The organism is Ferrimicrobium acidiphilum DSM 19497, assembly GCF_000949255.1.
Taxonomy (GTDB): Bacteria; Actinomycetota; Acidimicrobiia; order Acidimicrobiales; family Acidimicrobiaceae; genus Ferrimicrobium; species Ferrimicrobium acidiphilum.
In genome coordinates this window covers 1-15156 of record NZ_JXUW01000017.1, presented here as the reverse complement: position 1 = coordinate 15156, position 15156 = coordinate 1, and the positions used below count along the sequence as shown (strand labels likewise).

The 15156-nt window shown below is 55.6% G+C and carries 19 protein-coding genes and 1 pseudogene; 16 read left to right on the top strand and 4 right to left on the bottom strand.

Features of this window, described 5'->3' with window-relative positions:
* The first annotated feature begins 22 nt into the window (after positions 1 to 22).
* Entirely contained in the window at positions 23 to 640 is a 618-nt protein-coding gene (locus tag FEAC_RS08790; protein ID WP_201773883.1) for a sulfite oxidase-like oxidoreductase, read from the top strand.
* A gap of 2 nt (positions 641 to 642) precedes the next feature.
* Here FEAC_RS08790 and FEAC_RS08785 read toward each other — a convergent pair whose 3' ends face one another.
* On the bottom strand, positions 643 to 1530 hold the full coding sequence (locus FEAC_RS08785; RefSeq protein ID WP_035389834.1) for a helix-turn-helix transcriptional regulator: 888 nt from the start codon (positions 1528 to 1530) through the stop codon (positions 643 to 645).
* Positions 1531 to 1630: 100 nt separating this feature from the next.
* On the opposite strand from FEAC_RS08785, the gene FEAC_RS08780 reads away from it, so the two are divergent.
* The 9 genes from FEAC_RS08780 (at position 1631) to FEAC_RS08740 (ending at position 9697) form a co-directional block, all read left to right on the top strand.
* Positions 1631 to 2746, top strand: coding sequence for an Mrp/NBP35 family ATP-binding protein (locus FEAC_RS08780; protein WP_052566110.1), 1116 nt, complete (start codon positions 1631 to 1633; stop codon positions 2744 to 2746).
* Between the two features lie 9 nt (positions 2747 to 2755).
* Positions 2756 to 2989 carry a DUF3107 domain-containing protein gene (locus FEAC_RS08775; RefSeq protein ID WP_035389835.1) on the top strand — a complete coding sequence of 78 codons (234 nt, stop codon included), beginning with the start codon at positions 2756 to 2758 and terminating at the stop codon, positions 2987 to 2989.
* Between the two features lie 3 nt (positions 2990 to 2992).
* Positions 2993 to 3919 (top strand): ArsA family ATPase, encoded by a 927-nt coding sequence (locus tag FEAC_RS08770; RefSeq protein ID WP_052566109.1) that lies wholly within the window; start codon positions 2993 to 2995, stop codon positions 3917 to 3919.
* On the top strand, positions 3913 to 5061 hold the full coding sequence (locus FEAC_RS08765) for an ArsA family ATPase (RefSeq protein WP_052566108.1): 1149 nt from the start codon (positions 3913 to 3915) through the stop codon (positions 5059 to 5061). Before FEAC_RS08770 ends, FEAC_RS08765 begins: the two co-directional genes overlap by 7 nt.
* Before the next feature lie 94 nt (positions 5062 to 5155).
* On the top strand, positions 5156 to 6022 hold the full coding sequence (locus FEAC_RS08760) for a PHP domain-containing protein (protein WP_152623153.1): 867 nt from the start codon (positions 5156 to 5158) through the stop codon (positions 6020 to 6022).
* A gap of 2 nt (positions 6023 to 6024) precedes the next feature.
* A complete protein-coding gene (locus tag FEAC_RS08755; RefSeq protein WP_035389838.1) occupies positions 6025 to 7473 on the top strand; it encodes a sensor histidine kinase in 1449 nt (482 codons plus the stop codon).
* 66 nt (positions 7474 to 7539) lie between these two features.
* Positions 7540 to 8301 (top strand): electron transfer flavoprotein subunit beta/FixA family protein, encoded by a 762-nt coding sequence (locus FEAC_RS08750; protein WP_035389839.1) that lies wholly within the window; start codon positions 7540 to 7542, stop codon positions 8299 to 8301.
* A gap of 11 nt (positions 8302 to 8312) precedes the next feature.
* Positions 8313 to 9284, top strand: a complete 972-nt coding sequence (locus FEAC_RS08745) for an electron transfer flavoprotein subunit alpha/FixB family protein (RefSeq protein ID WP_035389841.1) — start codon at positions 8313 to 8315, stop codon at positions 9282 to 9284.
* A gap of 86 nt (positions 9285 to 9370) precedes the next feature.
* Positions 9371 to 9697 carry a YbjQ family protein gene (locus tag FEAC_RS08740; RefSeq protein ID WP_035389843.1) on the top strand — a complete coding sequence of 109 codons (327 nt, stop codon included), beginning with the start codon at positions 9371 to 9373 and terminating at the stop codon, positions 9695 to 9697.
* Between the two features lie 141 nt (positions 9698 to 9838).
* On the opposite strand, the gene FEAC_RS08735 is transcribed toward FEAC_RS08740, so the two are convergent.
* Positions 9839 to 10618 carry a hypothetical protein gene (locus FEAC_RS08735; RefSeq protein ID WP_035389844.1) on the bottom strand — a complete coding sequence of 260 codons (780 nt, stop codon included), beginning with the start codon at positions 10616 to 10618 and terminating at the stop codon, positions 9839 to 9841.
* A gap of 275 nt (positions 10619 to 10893) precedes the next feature.
* Here FEAC_RS08735 and FEAC_RS08730 point away from each other — a divergent pair, with 275 nt between their 5' ends.
* The 6 genes from FEAC_RS08730 (at position 10894) to FEAC_RS08705 (ending at position 14371) form a co-directional block, all read left to right on the top strand.
* A complete protein-coding gene (locus FEAC_RS08730) occupies positions 10894 to 11472 on the top strand; it encodes a hypothetical protein (protein ID WP_052566107.1) in 579 nt (192 codons plus the stop codon).
* Positions 11415 to 11816, top strand: coding sequence for an ISAs1 family transposase (locus FEAC_RS08725; RefSeq protein ID WP_081901117.1), 402 nt, complete (start codon positions 11415 to 11417; stop codon positions 11814 to 11816). The genes FEAC_RS08730 and FEAC_RS08725 overlap by 58 nt, the downstream gene beginning before the upstream one ends.
* Before the next feature lie 755 nt (positions 11817 to 12571).
* Complete coding sequence (locus tag FEAC_RS08720; RefSeq protein ID WP_052566106.1) at positions 12572 to 13231, top strand: hypothetical protein; 660 nt, start codon at positions 12572 to 12574, stop codon at positions 13229 to 13231.
* Between the two features lie 21 nt (positions 13232 to 13252).
* Complete coding sequence (locus FEAC_RS08715; RefSeq protein ID WP_035389850.1) at positions 13253 to 13474, top strand: hypothetical protein; 222 nt, start codon at positions 13253 to 13255, stop codon at positions 13472 to 13474.
* Positions 13475 to 13734: 260 nt separating this feature from the next.
* Entirely contained in the window at positions 13735 to 13968 is a 234-nt protein-coding gene (locus FEAC_RS08710; RefSeq protein ID WP_052566105.1) for a hypothetical protein, read from the top strand.
* A 25-nt stretch (positions 13969 to 13993) separates the two neighbouring features.
* A complete protein-coding gene (locus FEAC_RS08705; protein WP_052566104.1) occupies positions 13994 to 14371 on the top strand; it encodes an IS21 family transposase in 378 nt (125 codons plus the stop codon).
* 215 nt (positions 14372 to 14586) lie between these two features.
* Here FEAC_RS08705 and FEAC_RS16590 read toward each other — a convergent pair.
* Both FEAC_RS16590 and FEAC_RS16090 read right to left on the bottom strand, forming a co-directional pair.
* A pseudogene (locus FEAC_RS16590) lies at positions 14587 to 14691 on the bottom strand (transposase); the annotation flags it as partial.
* A 26-nt stretch (positions 14692 to 14717) separates the two neighbouring features.
* A partial coding sequence (locus FEAC_RS16090; protein ID WP_160290370.1) for a transposase occupies positions 14718 to 15156 on the bottom strand: 439 nt, incomplete at its 5' end.

The window sequence follows — 15156 nt, the reverse complement described above, 5'->3', positions numbered from 1 at the left end:
GATCCTTATGAGGAGTGATGCTGTGAGTTTTTTCGATCGTAACCGCAAGGAGTTGGAACGCAGAGGTATCTCACCTGATCGACTGCCGCCTGGGCAGTACATGACCGACCGTTTCCCCGTGTTGCATGCAGGCGAGGTTCCGATCTACCCAGACTTGAGTGCATGGTCATTGCGCATAGATGGTCTAGTGGATCGGCCAACCGAACTTAGCTACGATGAGTTGATCGAACTTGGGCTTGAAGAGCGTACCACTGACATCCACTGCGTGACCAAGTGGTCCAAGTTCGATACAGTGTGGAGGGGGATCCCGATTGGCAAGATCATTGAGCTAGCGCGACCTCAGTCGTCGGTTACCCACATCATTGCACACGCAGAGCATGGTTTCACTACGAATATCCCCTATCAGGATGCGCTCGACGATCCTATCTGTATGCTGGCGGTTGAGTTCGACGGTGAACCGCTCGATCCCGAACATGGCTATCCTGTGCGATTTCTGCTTCCGCATCTCTATTTTTGGAAGTCGGCGAAGTGGCTCCGTGGGCTTGAGTTCCGAGATTCGGATGCTCCCGGATTTTGGGAGCGTAATGGCTACCACAACTACGGCGATCCTTGGCAGGAGCAGCGATATTGGGGGAGCTAAGCCTACTCGAGGGGTAGAGGTGACCGCGGTCTTAGCTTGACGACGGTCTCGGTGGCTGAGTGAATGCGTACCTCGCAACCTTTTATTCCACCGCGAACCGGCTCTGCGCGGGCTAGGTCACCGTTCACCGCAAGGCTCTCAAGCAGCCCCTCGATTATGCCACTTTCGGTAACGCAAAGAACAGGATGGTCGGCGACGAGTGCGCCAAAGGGGCAGCTCATGTTCTTGAGGCTGAGTGCCTTGTTGCGAGAGTCCTCGCTTGAGGAGAAGCCGCTGCGTGTGAGCGCATCGGCGACTAGCTTCAGACTAGCTGCAATACTCTTGGTCGCCTCCTGACCGTTCATCTGTCGACCGATCTCATGGCCGTAGTCCAGTCCTACCTCATAGGCAAGTTGAGCCGCGGTTTCATGATCTAGCATCTCGAGCGCTCGCGCCAAAAGCCTCCCAAGCAATGTGGCCTGTTCTCCAATACCGTCAACTAGTAGTGGGACTCCACTGCTTCGGTAGTGTTTCGATGGCCGACCAACCTGCGAGGGATTGCTGCGATCGAGACTCGCCTCGACATAGCCGCTGGCAGCGAGCCTGTCAAGGTGGTGCCTGGCGACATTAGGGTGAAGCTGGAACTGTCGACCGATCTCCTGAGCCGTTACTGAGCCGTGTTCTCGCACGTAGAGGTAGATTTCGCGGCGAGTAGGGTCGCCAAGGGCTTTAGAAAGTGCCTGAACTGCACCTGTAAACGAACCTGCTGAGGTCATCGACTTGGGGTCATCGTAACCGGATCGACGATTACGAGAGGATGCGAGCTCTCGTGGCGCGAGTTCGTTGGCAGTGACTACTGTCGAAGCAGACGATCGTGATGGGAGATTCATTGACTCAGCTGTCTTTTCCATGGGCGCCTTTCCCTCCACCAAGACGGTAGCGGTATTGTTCCACTAGTTTAGTCAAGAAAGGTTTAGCGCATAGTGATGGGGCACAAGGTAGGAGATTATCATGGCAAGGAATATCGAGGAGCAGGTAGCCGAGCGCTTGGGCGCGTTGGTCGATGACGAGATAGGAGAGAGTTTTCAACAGCTTGGGCTCGTTGGAACGGTAAGCTCACGACTTCGACGGGTGAATGCACAGCTGCACTACGTTGGTGGGGCACCTGAGGTTGCGCAAAGGCTCCAGGCACAGGCTGAGGCCGCCGTTGGCGACCTTGGATCGGTCTCGGTGGAGCTGGTGCCGTTGGACCCTGCTGGACAGGCTGAGTTGCGCGAGCGGCTTATGACGCCGGCGATGCTTGAGGCACGAAGCTCTCGGACCCCGGTATTTTCGTTACCTGGCGCGACGACGAGAGTTATAGGAGTGTCCTCAGGTAAGGGCGGCGTCGGTAAATCCTCGGTCACGGCGAACGTTGCAGTCGAGCTTGCGCGGCGTGGGAGGCGAGTAGGCATCCTGGATGCAGACGTCTATGGTTTTTCGATTCCCAAGCTTCTCGGTCTTGCCAGCATGCCCCGGGTCATTGATGATCTAATCCTGCCACCAAAGGCGTTTGGGGTAAAGGTGATGTCGCTTGGTTTCTTTGTTGATGAAGACACGCCGGTAATTTGGCGTGGTCCCATGCTCCACAAGACGATAGAACAGTTCCTTGTCGATGTGCTCTGGGGTGAACTCGATTATCTGCTAGTGGATATGCCTCCCGGCACCGGTGACGTCGCCCTGAGCCTGCAGCAATTTCTTCCGCGTTCGGAGATCTTTGTGGTCACCACGCCACAGTCAGCGGCTGTTCGTGTTGCACAGCGCTCCGCCTTGGCAGCGAAGAAACTCAAGCTGCCGGTCCGAGGCGTCGTCGAGAACATGTCGGCTTTCGTAACCCCCGGGGGTGAACGCTATCCGATCTTTGGTTCCGGAGGAGGAGCGCAGCTAGCCACTGAACTGGGAGTCGAACTCCTCGCGGAGTTGCCGCTTACGATGGCCTTACGCGAGGGCGGTGATCACGGTACGCCAGTGGTGGTCCACTCGCCTTCCGACCTGGCAAGCGAGAGTTTGCGTGCACTCGTTGATAAGCTGGAGAGTCTAGGTCCAGTGAGACGATATCGAGGTGATCTCAAGGTCCAATCGAGGTAGGAGGTAGATGTGGAGATTCGTATCGGGCTCGGTGATGCCATGCGCGAGATTGAAGTGGAGATGGATGAGGGGACCGATCAGGCGAAGGTGATCGATGAGTTCAGCAAGGCCCAGGCAGCCAAGGAGTCGTTGTGGTGGTTGACCGATCGGAAGGGTAAAAAAGTGGGTGTCCCTGTCGACAAGATCCTCTTCATCGAGGTTGGTCCAAATAAGGAACAACGCAAGGTTGGCTTTAGCGCCTAGCGCATGATTGAGGAGTTGCTTGCTAGGAGATTAATCTTTGTCACCGGCAAGGGTGGTGTAGGCAAAAGCACGATCTCGGCCGCGCTTGGAACTCTAGGTGCACGACGGGGGTTGAGGGTACTCATCGTCGAGGTGGATGGCAAGGGCGACGTTGGGTCGATGCTCGGCGTTGCCAAGCCCTCGTTTGCACCACAGCTTGTGGCCGAGAACTTGTGGGTGATGGAGATGGACACCGAGGCCGCCTTGGCTGAGTATCTGCGTATCTATGTTAAGGTACCGTTTATCTCGAAGTTTCCGGGATTGGGCAAGATCTTTGACTTCGTATCAACGGCGGCCCCAGGCGTGCGCGAAATTCTGGTGGTAGGCAAGCTCTGCTACGAGGTGCGCCAGAACACCTATGACCTGATCGTAGTGGATCCACCTGCGAGTGGGCATGTGATCTCTCAGCTTGGAGTCGCAGGGGATGTCGGTGAGTTGATTCAGCTAGGACTGGTTAAGAACCAGACTGAATGGATGCTTGAGATCCTTGCCGATCCAGAGCGATCGGTGGCGCTGTTGGTCGCCACCCCCGAGGAGACCCCAATCGAGGAGGCACTGGATCTCGCGGGTCGTATACGAACCGAGACCCCAGTCCATCTTGAAGGTGCGGTTGTTAACCGTCGCTTTGTTGGCCCGATGACTGGTGCGGAGACAGACGTAGTCGACGAGATTCGCAACTTAGCTGGCTCAGTCTCCGGCCTGGCCGAGGTGTTGGCTGCCTCAGATTTGTATGCACGGATCTGCGATAGACATGATCGCAATCTCGCCTTCTTCGTCGATCAGTTGGGGTCTTCCTTCAAGGTCGCTACAGTCGGGGAGTACTTTGGTGCCCTCGAGACCCCAAAGCTAGTTGACGAGGTCGCTGAAGTCCTCGAGGTCGAGCTATGGTGACCAACCTGCTCGACACCCTACTGAGCAAGGAGAGGATTTTTGTCGTTGGCAGCGGTGGTGTCGGCAAAACTACGCTCTCCGCTGCCCTGGCGGTCGCAGCGGCTGTCGAGAGGCCCATCAATGTCCTTGTTGTCACCGTTGATCCGGCGAAGCGACTAGCCGGAACGCTCGGTGTGGATGCACTTGCAAATTCTCCTCGACGTGTCGAGCTTCCTGAGCTTAATCCTAAAGGGGAACTCTGGGCAGCCTCGGTTGACATGAAGAGCGCCTGGGATGATCTTGTCCAGCAGTTCTCCCCTGATTTGGCCACCTCTGAGAGGATCCTGGCGAGTCCGATCTACCACAATCTCTCGGCGAAGTTTATCGGTTCATACGATTACGCTGCGGTCCAGGTGCTGGCGGCCCTTACCGCAGACGAACGCTACGATCTCGTGATCGTAGATACGCCGCCATCGCGTAACGCACTCGACTTCCTGGATGCTCCAGCTCGGCTTAGAGAGTTTTTCTCCTCCCCGCTTCTGGCACTTCTCACGCTGCCACGACGGACTCGACTATTCTCGGCTGCTACTCGCCCATTCTATCTCGTAGCCGATATGGTGCTTGGATCCGCCTTTTTGACTGATGTGACCGATTTTTTCGCAGACTTCGCCAAGCTAGCGCCTGGACTAGTCGAGCAGAGCAGATCTTTTTCGGAGCTGCTCACGGCATCTGCAACTGGATTCATCGCTATTGCTGCACCTTATGGGCCATCTGTTGATGAGGCGCATCATCTGCTCGAGGCGCTAAAGACGCGTAATCTTAACGCATTAGCCTTCATCATCAATCGAGCGCTTCCTGGATGGTTATTCACTCCCGAGGCGACTAAGGCTAGGGTTTGGCTCGAAGAGGAGGCTCCCGCTGTCTTGGATGCTCGTCTCGCTCATGATCCAAAGATGGCAGCTGCAATTCATCGGGCAACCTCGGAGCTGGCCTTTACCTATCTGCAATTTGTGAATGCCCATGCCCGGGAGCTGCTAGATGCACTGCGCGATGTGGGCATCGATCTCTTTGAGGTCCCAATCGCCGAGTTCGAGCTTGACTCGCCTACTGCACTGTCGGCACTTGTCGCCTCGACTACGATGGTGGCATCTCGGGTTGGCTAGACCGGGTTTGATCTTGCAATTCCCTCTGTAGCTAGGTGTATTGGTGCTGGCTCTACTTCTCTGCCGCTGCCGAGCAGGAACTAGGCTGGTGGTTATGATCGACTACCATCTCCATCTCTGGTCGCATGGCGCAAAAGACCACCCAGTATTGCTCGAAGAGCTAGCTGCCTATTGTGAACATGCAGCAACTCAGGGAGTGTCTGAGATTGCGGTAACCGAACACTTTTACCGCTTTTCGCAGGCGCGATCTATTCTCTCTGGATACTTTCGGAGATACCCAGAGAGCGCTATGCGAGATCTGATGGAAGACTACTGGGAGAGCAATGCTACGGCGGATCTTGATCAGTATGTCGCGGTGGTTCAGGAGGCGAAGGCAGCAGGTCTTCCAATCGTGATGGGTCTGGAGGTTGATTACTACCCCGAGGCTATGGATCGGGTGCAGTCGCTGTTGCAAGGGTATCCCTTCGATGTGCTGTTGGGGTCGGTGCACTGGATCGATGCATGGCCGTTCGACCACGTTGATGACCCGGTGGTGATGGCGGAGTGGGAACGGATTGGCGTGGAGCCGGCGTGGTCGGCCTACACGCGTGCTCTAGAGGAGTTGGCCGCCACTCATGCGGTCGACGTGCTTGCTCATCCAGACCTCGTCAAGGTAGCCGGCCATCGGCCGTCGGTACCCACGGAGTACTATGATCGGATGGCTGAAGCAGCCGCCGCTGCCGGGATTGCCGCTGAAGTCTCCTCCGCTGGAATGCGCAAGCCGGTTGAAGAGTTCTATCCCGCTCCGGAGCTTTTGAAGCGCTTCCTTGATCGTGGTGTAGCGCTGACGACAGCCTCGGATGCGCATGGCCTCGGTGATGTTGCGGATCGGGCCCCTGCGATCAGGAGTCTCTTAGCCTCCGAAGGAGTAACAACACTGCGTCGGTTTGAGCGACGAGTTGGATCGCAGGTGGCGTTGTAACCATGTTGGAACGGGATGCGACCTCGCTCGTTGATTCACGACGCACTTACTTGGGTGAGCTCCTGAGGTTTTGGGGATTCCTAGCCGATCTTGGTTTCAGTGATCTGAGTATCGCCCTTCCGATCGAGAACCAGGAGGGTCGCCGCGCTCGCTACACCATCGTCTCGCAGGTGCGTCCTGCTACGTCACAGACAGCGCATCCAGGGGATCTGATCGGGATGCAGTTTGACCTCACAGAGGATTCACCGATCTATCGCTGCTTTCACCGAGCGGAAGTGGTCCATGAGGTCCGATCAGACCCTCGAACTGGTCGCCATATTAACTCCTGGTTCATACCGCTGCTCCAGGAGGGTGAGGTCTTCGGTGTGATGATTAGAGATCAACTAAGCGAGCGACATCGTAACCCAGGAGAACTTGAATCAACGTATCTGAGCCTGTTCGATCAATTTATGGGGATGCTTATCAATGGACGTTTTCCTTATCCACCTAGCGAAGTAGAGGAGGCGCCTCGAGTGGGTGATGGCGTTTGCGTTCTTGACGCCCATGAGCGTGTTCGTTTTCTATCACCTAACGCGTTGAGCGCATTGCATCGCCTGGGTTGCCCTAGCGTTAGGGTGGGTATGAACCTAGAGGAGCTTGGCCTGCGGATACAGGCCCTCCAGCGTGCAGATATACTCGGAGCACCAGTCTTTGAAGAGGTAGAGAAGTCGCGAGGTGTAACCGTGACCTTCTATTGTCTCCCTCTCTATCGTGGTGACGTTGGCAGCGGTTATGTGCTTTTGTTGCGTGATGTTACTGACCTTCGGCAACGCGATCGCCTGCTGGCCTCCAAGGATGCGACTATCCGTGAGGTCCATCATCGAGTGAAGAACAATCTTCAGACGATATCTAGCCTGTTGAGCCTGCAGGCGCGACGTCTATCCAACGCCGAGGCCAAACTCGCTCTCGGGGAGGCAGAGCGTCGGATTCGGTCGATCGCAGTTGTTCATGAGTTCCTATCAAGGGACATCTCCGAGGAGGTGGAGATTGACGAGGTGATCGCGGCACTTATACGTCTGGCCAAAGAGTCAAAGTTGCCGGGAAGAGATCTCGACGTCGTCTTGGAGGGTTCGGCAGAACGAGTTGACGCGCAACGCGTCACGCCGCTTGCTATCGTGCTCGCAGAGCTAATGCAGAATGCACTCGAACATGGTTACGGGGTTGAACGGACATCACTCAACGTTCGCGTCGTATTGGAGCGACGACCGACCGACCTATGGGTAGAGATCAGTGATGACGGTGTTGGCTTCCCAGATGATCTAGTAGCCGCTAGCGCGAAGTCGCTCGGACTTGCTATCGTGCGTGACCTTGTAACGACCCAACTCGATGGTGCAATCACCTTCGGTCGTTCACGACGCGGCGGTGCGCTTGTTCGACTGCGCATACCCGTTCTAGCAAACTCTCGCTCCTGATTCCACCAATCGCCAAACGAGCGATAGGCTATTGGGTAGATGTAGTCAAGAAGGGTAGGTACACGCATGAAAGTTGCGGTGTGCGTCAAGCAAATTTCAGATCCATCGGAGGCGCAGGCGATCGACCCGACGTCGATGTGTCTGAAGCGCGGTGCGAAGGCGATTCTGGACGATTCCGATGCCTATGGTGTCGAGATTGCTCTACGACTGGCTGAGGTGGCGGGAGGAGCCGAGGTCGTGCTGATCTCTATGGCTCCAAATCAGGAGGTCCAAGGGGTTCGAACTGGGCTCGCGATGGGGGCGACGAGCGCCGTCGTGGTGAGTGACCCACAGTTGGCGGGAGCTGACGCCTTGACTACCGCTAAGGTACTCGCTTCAGTTGTGAAACGGATCGGTGCTGATCTGGTCATCGCTGCAACCGAATCGACCGATGGTTATACCGGAACCGTGCCAGCGCAGGTAGCAGCGCTCCTTGGTTGGCCGGCGCTTACCTTCGCCAAGCAGATCGAGCTGCGTGGCTCGACGCTCTCGATCCAACGACAGACTGAGGATGGCTACGATGTCGTTGAGGCCGATCTTCCTGGCGTAGTTAGCGTTACTGCTGGGGTGGTAGAGCCACGATATCCGTCGTTCAAGGGGATTATGAGCGCGAAGTCAAAGCCGGTAGAACAACTCTCGCTAGGTGACCTAGGACTGTCGGTGGCTATTGATGAGAAGGTGCTGGCTGTCAACGATGCAGAGGCTCGTACTGCTGGCCAAATCATTGAAGACGACGGGTCGGCCGAAGCCGAGATTATTAACTATCTTGCCCAGATCAAAGTGCTCTAAGGAGAGGTCAAATGATAACCAACTGCGTAATTTTAGCTGAGCCACAAGGGTCAGGCATAGCACCCGTTGCCTTTGAACTCGCAACCTTGGCTCGTGGCGTCTCTGAACAGGTTACTGCTGTGGTGTTCGATGTCGACGCACAGGCGGCTGCTGAGGCACTCGCTGTCTATGGGGTGACCTCGGTAGTATCGCTCGGTGCCACCTCATCTCATCTCCCCGGCGTTCCTGTCGCCGATGCGATGCGCGAGGTCGTGGATAGTGTAGGCGCCAACGCCGTCTTTGTCGCTCAGTCTTACACCGGGCGCGATGTGCTTGCACGACTCTCGGTGCTGCTTGATGCACCTGTGCTAACGAATGCGGTAAACGTACGTGAGGATGATGGCGGTCTAGTCGTCGAGAATCTGGTATTTGGTGGCGAGAAGGTCGTGTCGTCAAAGATTTCGGCACCTATTCAGCTAATTGCTATCCGTCCCAAGAGTGTTGCTGCCGAGGCGGCCGCTTCGGCGACCCAACCTTCGGTGACGGAGCAGAATATAAGCGCGGACGCTCAGGCAAATCGTGCAGTTATCGTGTCTAGTCATGTCGAAGAGCGTCAGGGTCCAAAGCTTGACGAGGCCGAGGTCGTGGTCTCCGGTGGTCGAGGGCTGGGCAATGCTGATAACTACCACTACATTGAGGAGCTCGCGAACCTGTTGCACGGCGCGACAGGTGCCTCGCGAGCGATTGTCGATGCTGGCTGGGTGCCCTATGCATATCAGGTCGGGCAGACTGGAAAGACGGTCAAGCCCAATCTCTATCTGGCCGTTGGTATCTCCGGGGCTACCCAGCATATGGTTGGCATGAAGGGTGCAAAAAACATTATCGCAATTAACAAGGATAAGGACGCGCCTATTTTGCAGATAGCTGATCTAGGTGTCGTTGCAGATGCCCAGAAGCTGCTTCCCAGGTTGATTGAGGCGATTCGCCAGAAGACAGGTGCATAGCAGGCTGGCATAGGTTGTTAGATTCTGGATACATGCTCTGTTCTCAGGTGCTATAGTTCGCTATACCTTCGTGATAAGGAGTTGTCGTGATAGTCTCAACCTCGCATGAGCTAGCCGGATATCGCATCGACAGTGTCCTAGGGCCAGTTTTCGGTCTAACGGTCCGGTCGAGGAATGCGTTTTCTCAGGCTGGGGCGGGTTTAAAATCGATGTTTGGTGGCGAGCTAAAAGGGATGACCAAAAATCTGGAGGAATCTCGCCAGCAGGTCATCGAACGTATGGAAGCGAGGGCTGAGGAGCTGGGGGCGAATGCGGTGATTGCCTTCCGCTTCGACACCTCCGAAATGGGCGGTGACTGGACTGAGATCTGTGCCTACGGAACCGCAGTTGTGGCGACCCCTGTTAGCGGTTGAGTTGACCAAACGGGAACGCAAACCCCGTCTGTAAGGGTAGGGACGAGCGTCCTCGATTGCATGTGGACGGCCCAACGAATCACCGGGGTCGTTGTTTGGACTGCACTATTGTTCAGCCTCCGCAGGATCACGACCATCCCATCAGCTTGACTTGGGGGGTGAAGCTGGGTCCGATTTGTGAATCTTCATACGCATTAAGAAGACAGTAGGAGGGCCATAGTTTCCAACGACTACTGCAATGAGCAACCCAAGCAAGGTGGCCCACGACCATTTCATGTGCTTTCGATAGTGCAGCAGTACGAGACATGTCGCCCATATCGGTGGTATGAACAGATATGGGCTGGGAGTGTTACGAAGAGCTAGAAGAGCGGAACGATCACGGGAATCCGACAAGAGGACGTTGATTCTGGAACTTGGATCTACCTCAGCCTCGATGCAATCATCCTTACTGATCCTCTTGCAATCACGGATCACTCGAGTGGTAAACCTATGTGGTCGTCCGTGAGCCTCCCGGATGAACTCAGAGAGTCCCGCCCACCGTGACACTAGGGCAAACCCGTAGAGCAGATCGACATCATCGATGATCGTCGCCATCGAATAGCGATCAGACGCATTGGCCCCAAAAGAGTAGGTCACCAGAGAGTCCCATTGTGGATACAAGTCATGGTCGTTTGCCAGGATCGCTTCGATGCGGCTTCGATGGTGGGCGAGATAGAGATCAAGCGCCTCGCTGGTCACTCCATTGCGGTGTAGGCAATCACGGATTGGCGCTCTTGCGATGAGCAACATCGCTTGCAGTACATGGAGCGAGGTAGTTTTTGGATACCCCTGCTCCTCTGACAACACTACAGCCAACTCCAGGATCTTTAGGGCACGAGTAGATATGCCCCAATGAGTACTCGATGAACGATAGTTGGTCATGGTGAGTCCACTAGAATACTAGTAGGTTGCGGTTTATTGCACAACGCTGCTCTCATGCCAGCTGCGTATTCTCGCTGAAATGTGCCACCCATTCTCGCTGAAATGTGCCACCCATTCTCGCTGAAATCTGCCACCCGTTCTCGCTGAAATGTGCCACCCCCTAGAGGGTGCGAGAAGGACTCAGGAACAATGGATGCAAAGAGGCTGTGGCATCCTTATGTGGTGACTGAAAACCAACCACCCAAAGGTGCCACATGCCCAATAGGAGGATACCAATGAGAAAGATCGAAGAGGTACTGCGCCTCAGTGCGCAGGGCAAGAGTGTCAGGGTAATCAGCCGGGAGACGGGAGTCTCTCGACCAAGCGTGGCTACGTATCTGGAGAAGGCAGCAGAGCACGAGATTGGCTGGCCACTTCCAGCGGGAATGGACGTACAAGCCCTGGAGCAGTTGTTGTTCGCCGCGGTTGAGACACCAAAGATCTGTGCTCGACAGGGATGCACTCAGATACTGGACCAACAACCCAGAGGAAGACCGGCACGGTACTGCTCGGCCGTCTGTCGTGTAACCACACATCGACGACGAAAGAGAGGACCGGTCATAGCAGAGGTGCACTTTGGTTCCGCTAGTACAAGAAATCGAAGCGAGGAGCGGTCGTGGATGGTCAAGCTACGTCGCGACAACGACGAACTGATCGTTGTCATCGGTCAGAGCAGAGATGGTGCACAGCGTCTCGCTAGTCGGCTCAACACTACAGCGAGACCAACAAAGGCCATGGACGCTACGAGACCCGTTCGATCCGGGTCTCGAGTGCATTGGATGGCTTGCTCTCCTTCCCTCACGTCGCCCAAGTGATTCGCATCGAAAGAACGGTCGACGATCTAAAGACTGAAGATGCGCTTTCTACCGAGACCGCCTACTACGTGACGAGCCTTGAGGAGACTCGGGCAAGCAAGGCCAAACTTCTTGGCTTCATACGTCAACACTGGGAGATCGAGACCGCTCTGCACTGGGTTCGCGATGCGACGATTGGAGAGGATCGTTCTAAAGTACGTTCTGGCTCAGCACCCAGAGCACTTGCGGCACTACGGAACCTCGTAACTAGCATCCTTCGCCTGGCCGGAGTGACGAATATCGCAAAGGGTCTCCGCTCTGGGTCTCGCAACCCAGCACGGGCACTCGCGCTCCTCGCACTCTAGCACCAGCCCCGCGACCGCAGCTGGCTGCCCGACAAAATCGGGCGGGGCTTGTTCTAATGCGCCCTGATAGCTGTCGCAGTACCCTTTACGCGCTCAAAAGCTTCCGGTCTGAGTACCTCGCTGTGAAGACTTGCGCCCTGACTGTCCGAGGAACATCAAGGTGCTACGACTTTGACCAACTCCGTGCAACTGCACCGACGCCGACATCTACCTATACCGGAACAGGGACAGTGGTTGGCGAGTGTGGTACGAGGCTACCTCGCCTACTACGCCGTGCCGGGTAATTCCGATGCAGCGGCGGCCTTTCGCACCCAGGTGACGAGGCAATGGTTTAAGGCGCTACGGCGTCGCAGCCAGCGCCATCGTCTCAACTGGGTCAGGATGGACCGCCTGGCGACTCGATGGTTACCGCCTGTTCGCGTGATGCATCCATTCCCAAATGTGCGCTTCAGCGCCACTACTCAAGGCAGGAGCCCAGTGCGGTAGTGCCGCACGCTAGGATCTGTGCGGGGGGCCGCTCGAAGGAGCGGTCCCTACCGCGATCCAGCGAGAATACGCACCCAATCATCTGCTCACCCGAATAATACTTCCTGTCTTGAACAAGCACTCCCATAACCACTCTGCCAAACCCCCTACTAGATGATAAGCTTTCGGGAATATCCCAAAATGCCGTGCAATCGTCGCCACGATGTGTTAGGTTCTCAAGTGCACCAGACGATAACTCTGGTAGTGATAATTACCATAAAGGGGTAATGATGAAGGTAAGGAATATGGTTCGAAGGGGGGCGGTCGTAGCTCTGAGTCTTGGACTTGCTAGCGTAGGAACTGGGATGGGGCTGACGGCTGACCACAACACAGTTACTCCGGCATCTATCACAGGGCAAATCCCTGTATCGACGGTATCTCAGGATTCCCTCACCCCTACACTGACAGCGCCACTAGTGACTGGCACTTCGGAGAACTTAGCAGATATTCTCCCGGTCGCCCAAGGAGAGGTGGCAAACCCTAACATCATCTGTGAACCAGGAGTAACATGCGGCTCAGTTGACTCCTTTCTGGATTCCACTGGCCAGAATGAATCCGTCTCAGGCCCGGACGGTCTCCATGTATGTTTCGAGAGTGGCTACACGCTTAGTAGATTTGGACCTGTTACTTTCTGTGGTGGGCAAGTTGATTGGAGTGCAATAGTTACCTACGGAGGTACTACGGTGGGAGCTTGTGGGATCGGCGGTGGAATCTTTAGCGCACAAAATCGGGCTCTCAGCGAAGTCAAGGCTAGCAACGGTCGCCTGTTCGCGGTGGGGTGCGCTGGTGCTGCAGGTGCCTACGTGGGAGTCACGGGCCTTCAGGCTTTCTTGCAGTCCTTGCCGCTTCCAGCGGCTAGACCCGCTAGCGCGAATTCATCCAACGGCTAGTTCCGATTTGTGGAGGAGTCAATGATCCGTCACACCGTCAAAAGGGTGTTTGATTACCACAACTGGTATGCGCCCAGTGTCTATATGGTGATAGTCGGAATAATTGGTGGGGTCTCGATACCCCACAACGCGTGGGTACATGTAATTGTCCAGTTCGCGTGGATCGTTGTCTCGAGTTTGGCAGGAGTCCTGATCGTGGCTGGACTCCTTAGACTTGAGAAACGTAGGCAGCGAGTTCGCTGATCGAGGGGTCTACCTGGCCTGGCTTATCCTCTCAACCGCCCCGGCTGGAAACGCTTGACTAATCTGGCCCCACCACGCTTGACTAATCTGGCCCCACCCTCAACACCACGGTTCGTAGGCTTGAAGCATGAGAATTGTTTCAAGAAGTCAGAAAAGGATGTTGAGAGTGGAGCTCTATCAGAGTATCGCAGAATGCCGTTAGTAAAGAGGGTCTGTCGATTCGGGCGACGGCCAAGGAGTTCAAAGTCCATCGACGAGAGGTGCGCCGGGCACTTGCCAGCGCTATCCCACCAGAGCGCAAGACGACTATCAAGATGCGTCCAAAGCTTGGACCCTACGAGTCGACGATACGTGCGTGGTTAACAGAGGACCTAAAGGTCCCAAAGAAGCAGCGACACACCGCAACGAGGATCTGGCAGCGGCTCGTCGATGAGTGCGGTGCCGATGTCTCGGTGTCTGCGGTGCGGGTGATGGTGCGCGAACTTAGAAGCTGAGATAATCGAGCCAGCAGCCACCGCGATGATACCCCAGGTACACGTACCCGGCAGAACCGCCGAGGTGGACTTCGGTGACGTCTGGGTCATAGTCAGTGGCGAGAAGATCAGAGCCAAGATGTTCGCTATGCGTCTCTCGTCCTCAGCCAAGGCCTTCCACCAGATCTACATGGGAGAGTCCCAGGAGTGCTTCCTTGACGGCCACGAGAAGGCATTTGAGGCCTTTGGCGGGATACCAGAGGAGATCCGCTATGACAATCTCACCTCTGCGGTTACCAAGGTGCTCATCGGGAGAGACCGTATGGAGAACGAGCGCTTCACCGCCTTTCGTTCCCACTATGGCTTTGGCGGATCTTCGGAAATCAGCGGTAATCCGGCACCAAGATCGACCAGGAATCGATAAGTCGTTGAGCGCATCTGAGGTGATTGGCCAGATTGGGACCGTCATGTGGAGAGTTCTAAACTACACAACCCGTGAACGGGCAAGAGGGGACAAGGGGTTCTCCCTGGTGTCTTACTTATTGGGTTAGTTGGTTCCGGTTACGAACCAAGTGCGCTAGAGATATGCGTTGTCACCGGGGTAACCGTAGCTAGCAGTGACCAGTCAGGCTTACCAGCGCTAAGGAGTACTCGAATGCGAAAGTTCGCAAAGTTCGTCATCCCAAAGGCGGTGCGCTTGATCCGCTTAATGAGGTTGTTCATCGACTCTGTCGGTCCATTGGTCGCAAAGGACCTGTGCGCTGTTATCTCTATTGGGCCGGGATCTCATCATGCCAGCTTTTCAAGGTTCTCCCAAGTAGCTGGACCTCGGGAGGTCGTTGGTTATCGGTGAAGTCACTGATGAGAGCATCGAGGTGGTCTCTGGCGAGATCTGGGTCACGATAGGTATAGAGCTCTCGTAAGGACTCCTTGGCTCGCCAGCTGGTAGCTACCTCGTTATCTGGATCTCCAGCCTCAAGGAAGCGAGTAAGTTTATCGTTGGCACCCTCGGTGAGCTTCTCCTTGGCCATATTAAGGAGTCGCCGGATGCGATAGAGCGGATCCCCACCTCTGCCTCTGTGACCAAGGATGTTCTGTTGTACTCGTCTCCTCGTCTCATCAAGGCGAGTGTTGGCGATCTTTATGAGGTGGAATGGATCGGCCACCAGGACAGCATTGGGTAACGCCTCTTTAAATACCGCTCTATAG

What these genes read in the sequence shown, in the direction of transcription:
- FEAC_RS08750 (WP_035389839.1), top strand. Translation starts at nt 7,540, where the DNA reads ATGAAAGTTGCGGTGTGCGTCAAGCAAATTTCAGATCCATCGGAGGCG.
- FEAC_RS08780 (WP_052566110.1), top strand. Translation starts at nt 1,631, where the DNA reads ATGGCAAGGAATATCGAGGAGCAGGTAGCCGAGCGCTTGGGCGCGTTG.
- FEAC_RS08770 (WP_052566109.1), top strand. Translation starts at nt 2,993, where the DNA reads ATGATTGAGGAGTTGCTTGCTAGGAGATTAATCTTTGTCACCGGCAAG.
- FEAC_RS08735 (WP_035389844.1), bottom strand. Translation starts at nt 10,618, where the DNA reads ATGACCAACTATCGTTCATCGAGTACTCATTGGGGCATATCTACTCGT.
- FEAC_RS08765 (WP_052566108.1), top strand. Translation starts at nt 3,913, where the DNA reads ATGGTGACCAACCTGCTCGACACCCTACTGAGCAAGGAGAGGATTTTT.
- FEAC_RS08755 (WP_035389838.1), top strand. Translation starts at nt 6,025, where the DNA reads ATGTTGGAACGGGATGCGACCTCGCTCGTTGATTCACGACGCACTTAC.
- FEAC_RS08705 (WP_052566104.1), top strand. Translation starts at nt 13,994, where the DNA reads ATGATACCCCAGGTACACGTACCCGGCAGAACCGCCGAGGTGGACTTC.
- FEAC_RS08745 (WP_035389841.1), top strand. Translation starts at nt 8,313, where the DNA reads ATGATAACCAACTGCGTAATTTTAGCTGAGCCACAAGGGTCAGGCATA.
- FEAC_RS08715 (WP_035389850.1), top strand. Translation starts at nt 13,253, where the DNA reads ATGATCCGTCACACCGTCAAAAGGGTGTTTGATTACCACAACTGGTAT.
- FEAC_RS08760 (WP_152623153.1), top strand. Translation starts at nt 5,156, where the DNA reads ATGATCGACTACCATCTCCATCTCTGGTCGCATGGCGCAAAAGACCAC.
- FEAC_RS08785 (WP_035389834.1), bottom strand. Translation starts at nt 1,530, where the DNA reads ATGGAAAAGACAGCTGAGTCAATGAATCTCCCATCACGATCGTCTGCT.
- FEAC_RS08730 (WP_052566107.1), top strand. Translation starts at nt 10,894, where the DNA reads ATGAGAAAGATCGAAGAGGTACTGCGCCTCAGTGCGCAGGGCAAGAGT.
- FEAC_RS08720 (WP_052566106.1), top strand. Translation starts at nt 12,572, where the DNA reads ATGAAGGTAAGGAATATGGTTCGAAGGGGGGCGGTCGTAGCTCTGAGT.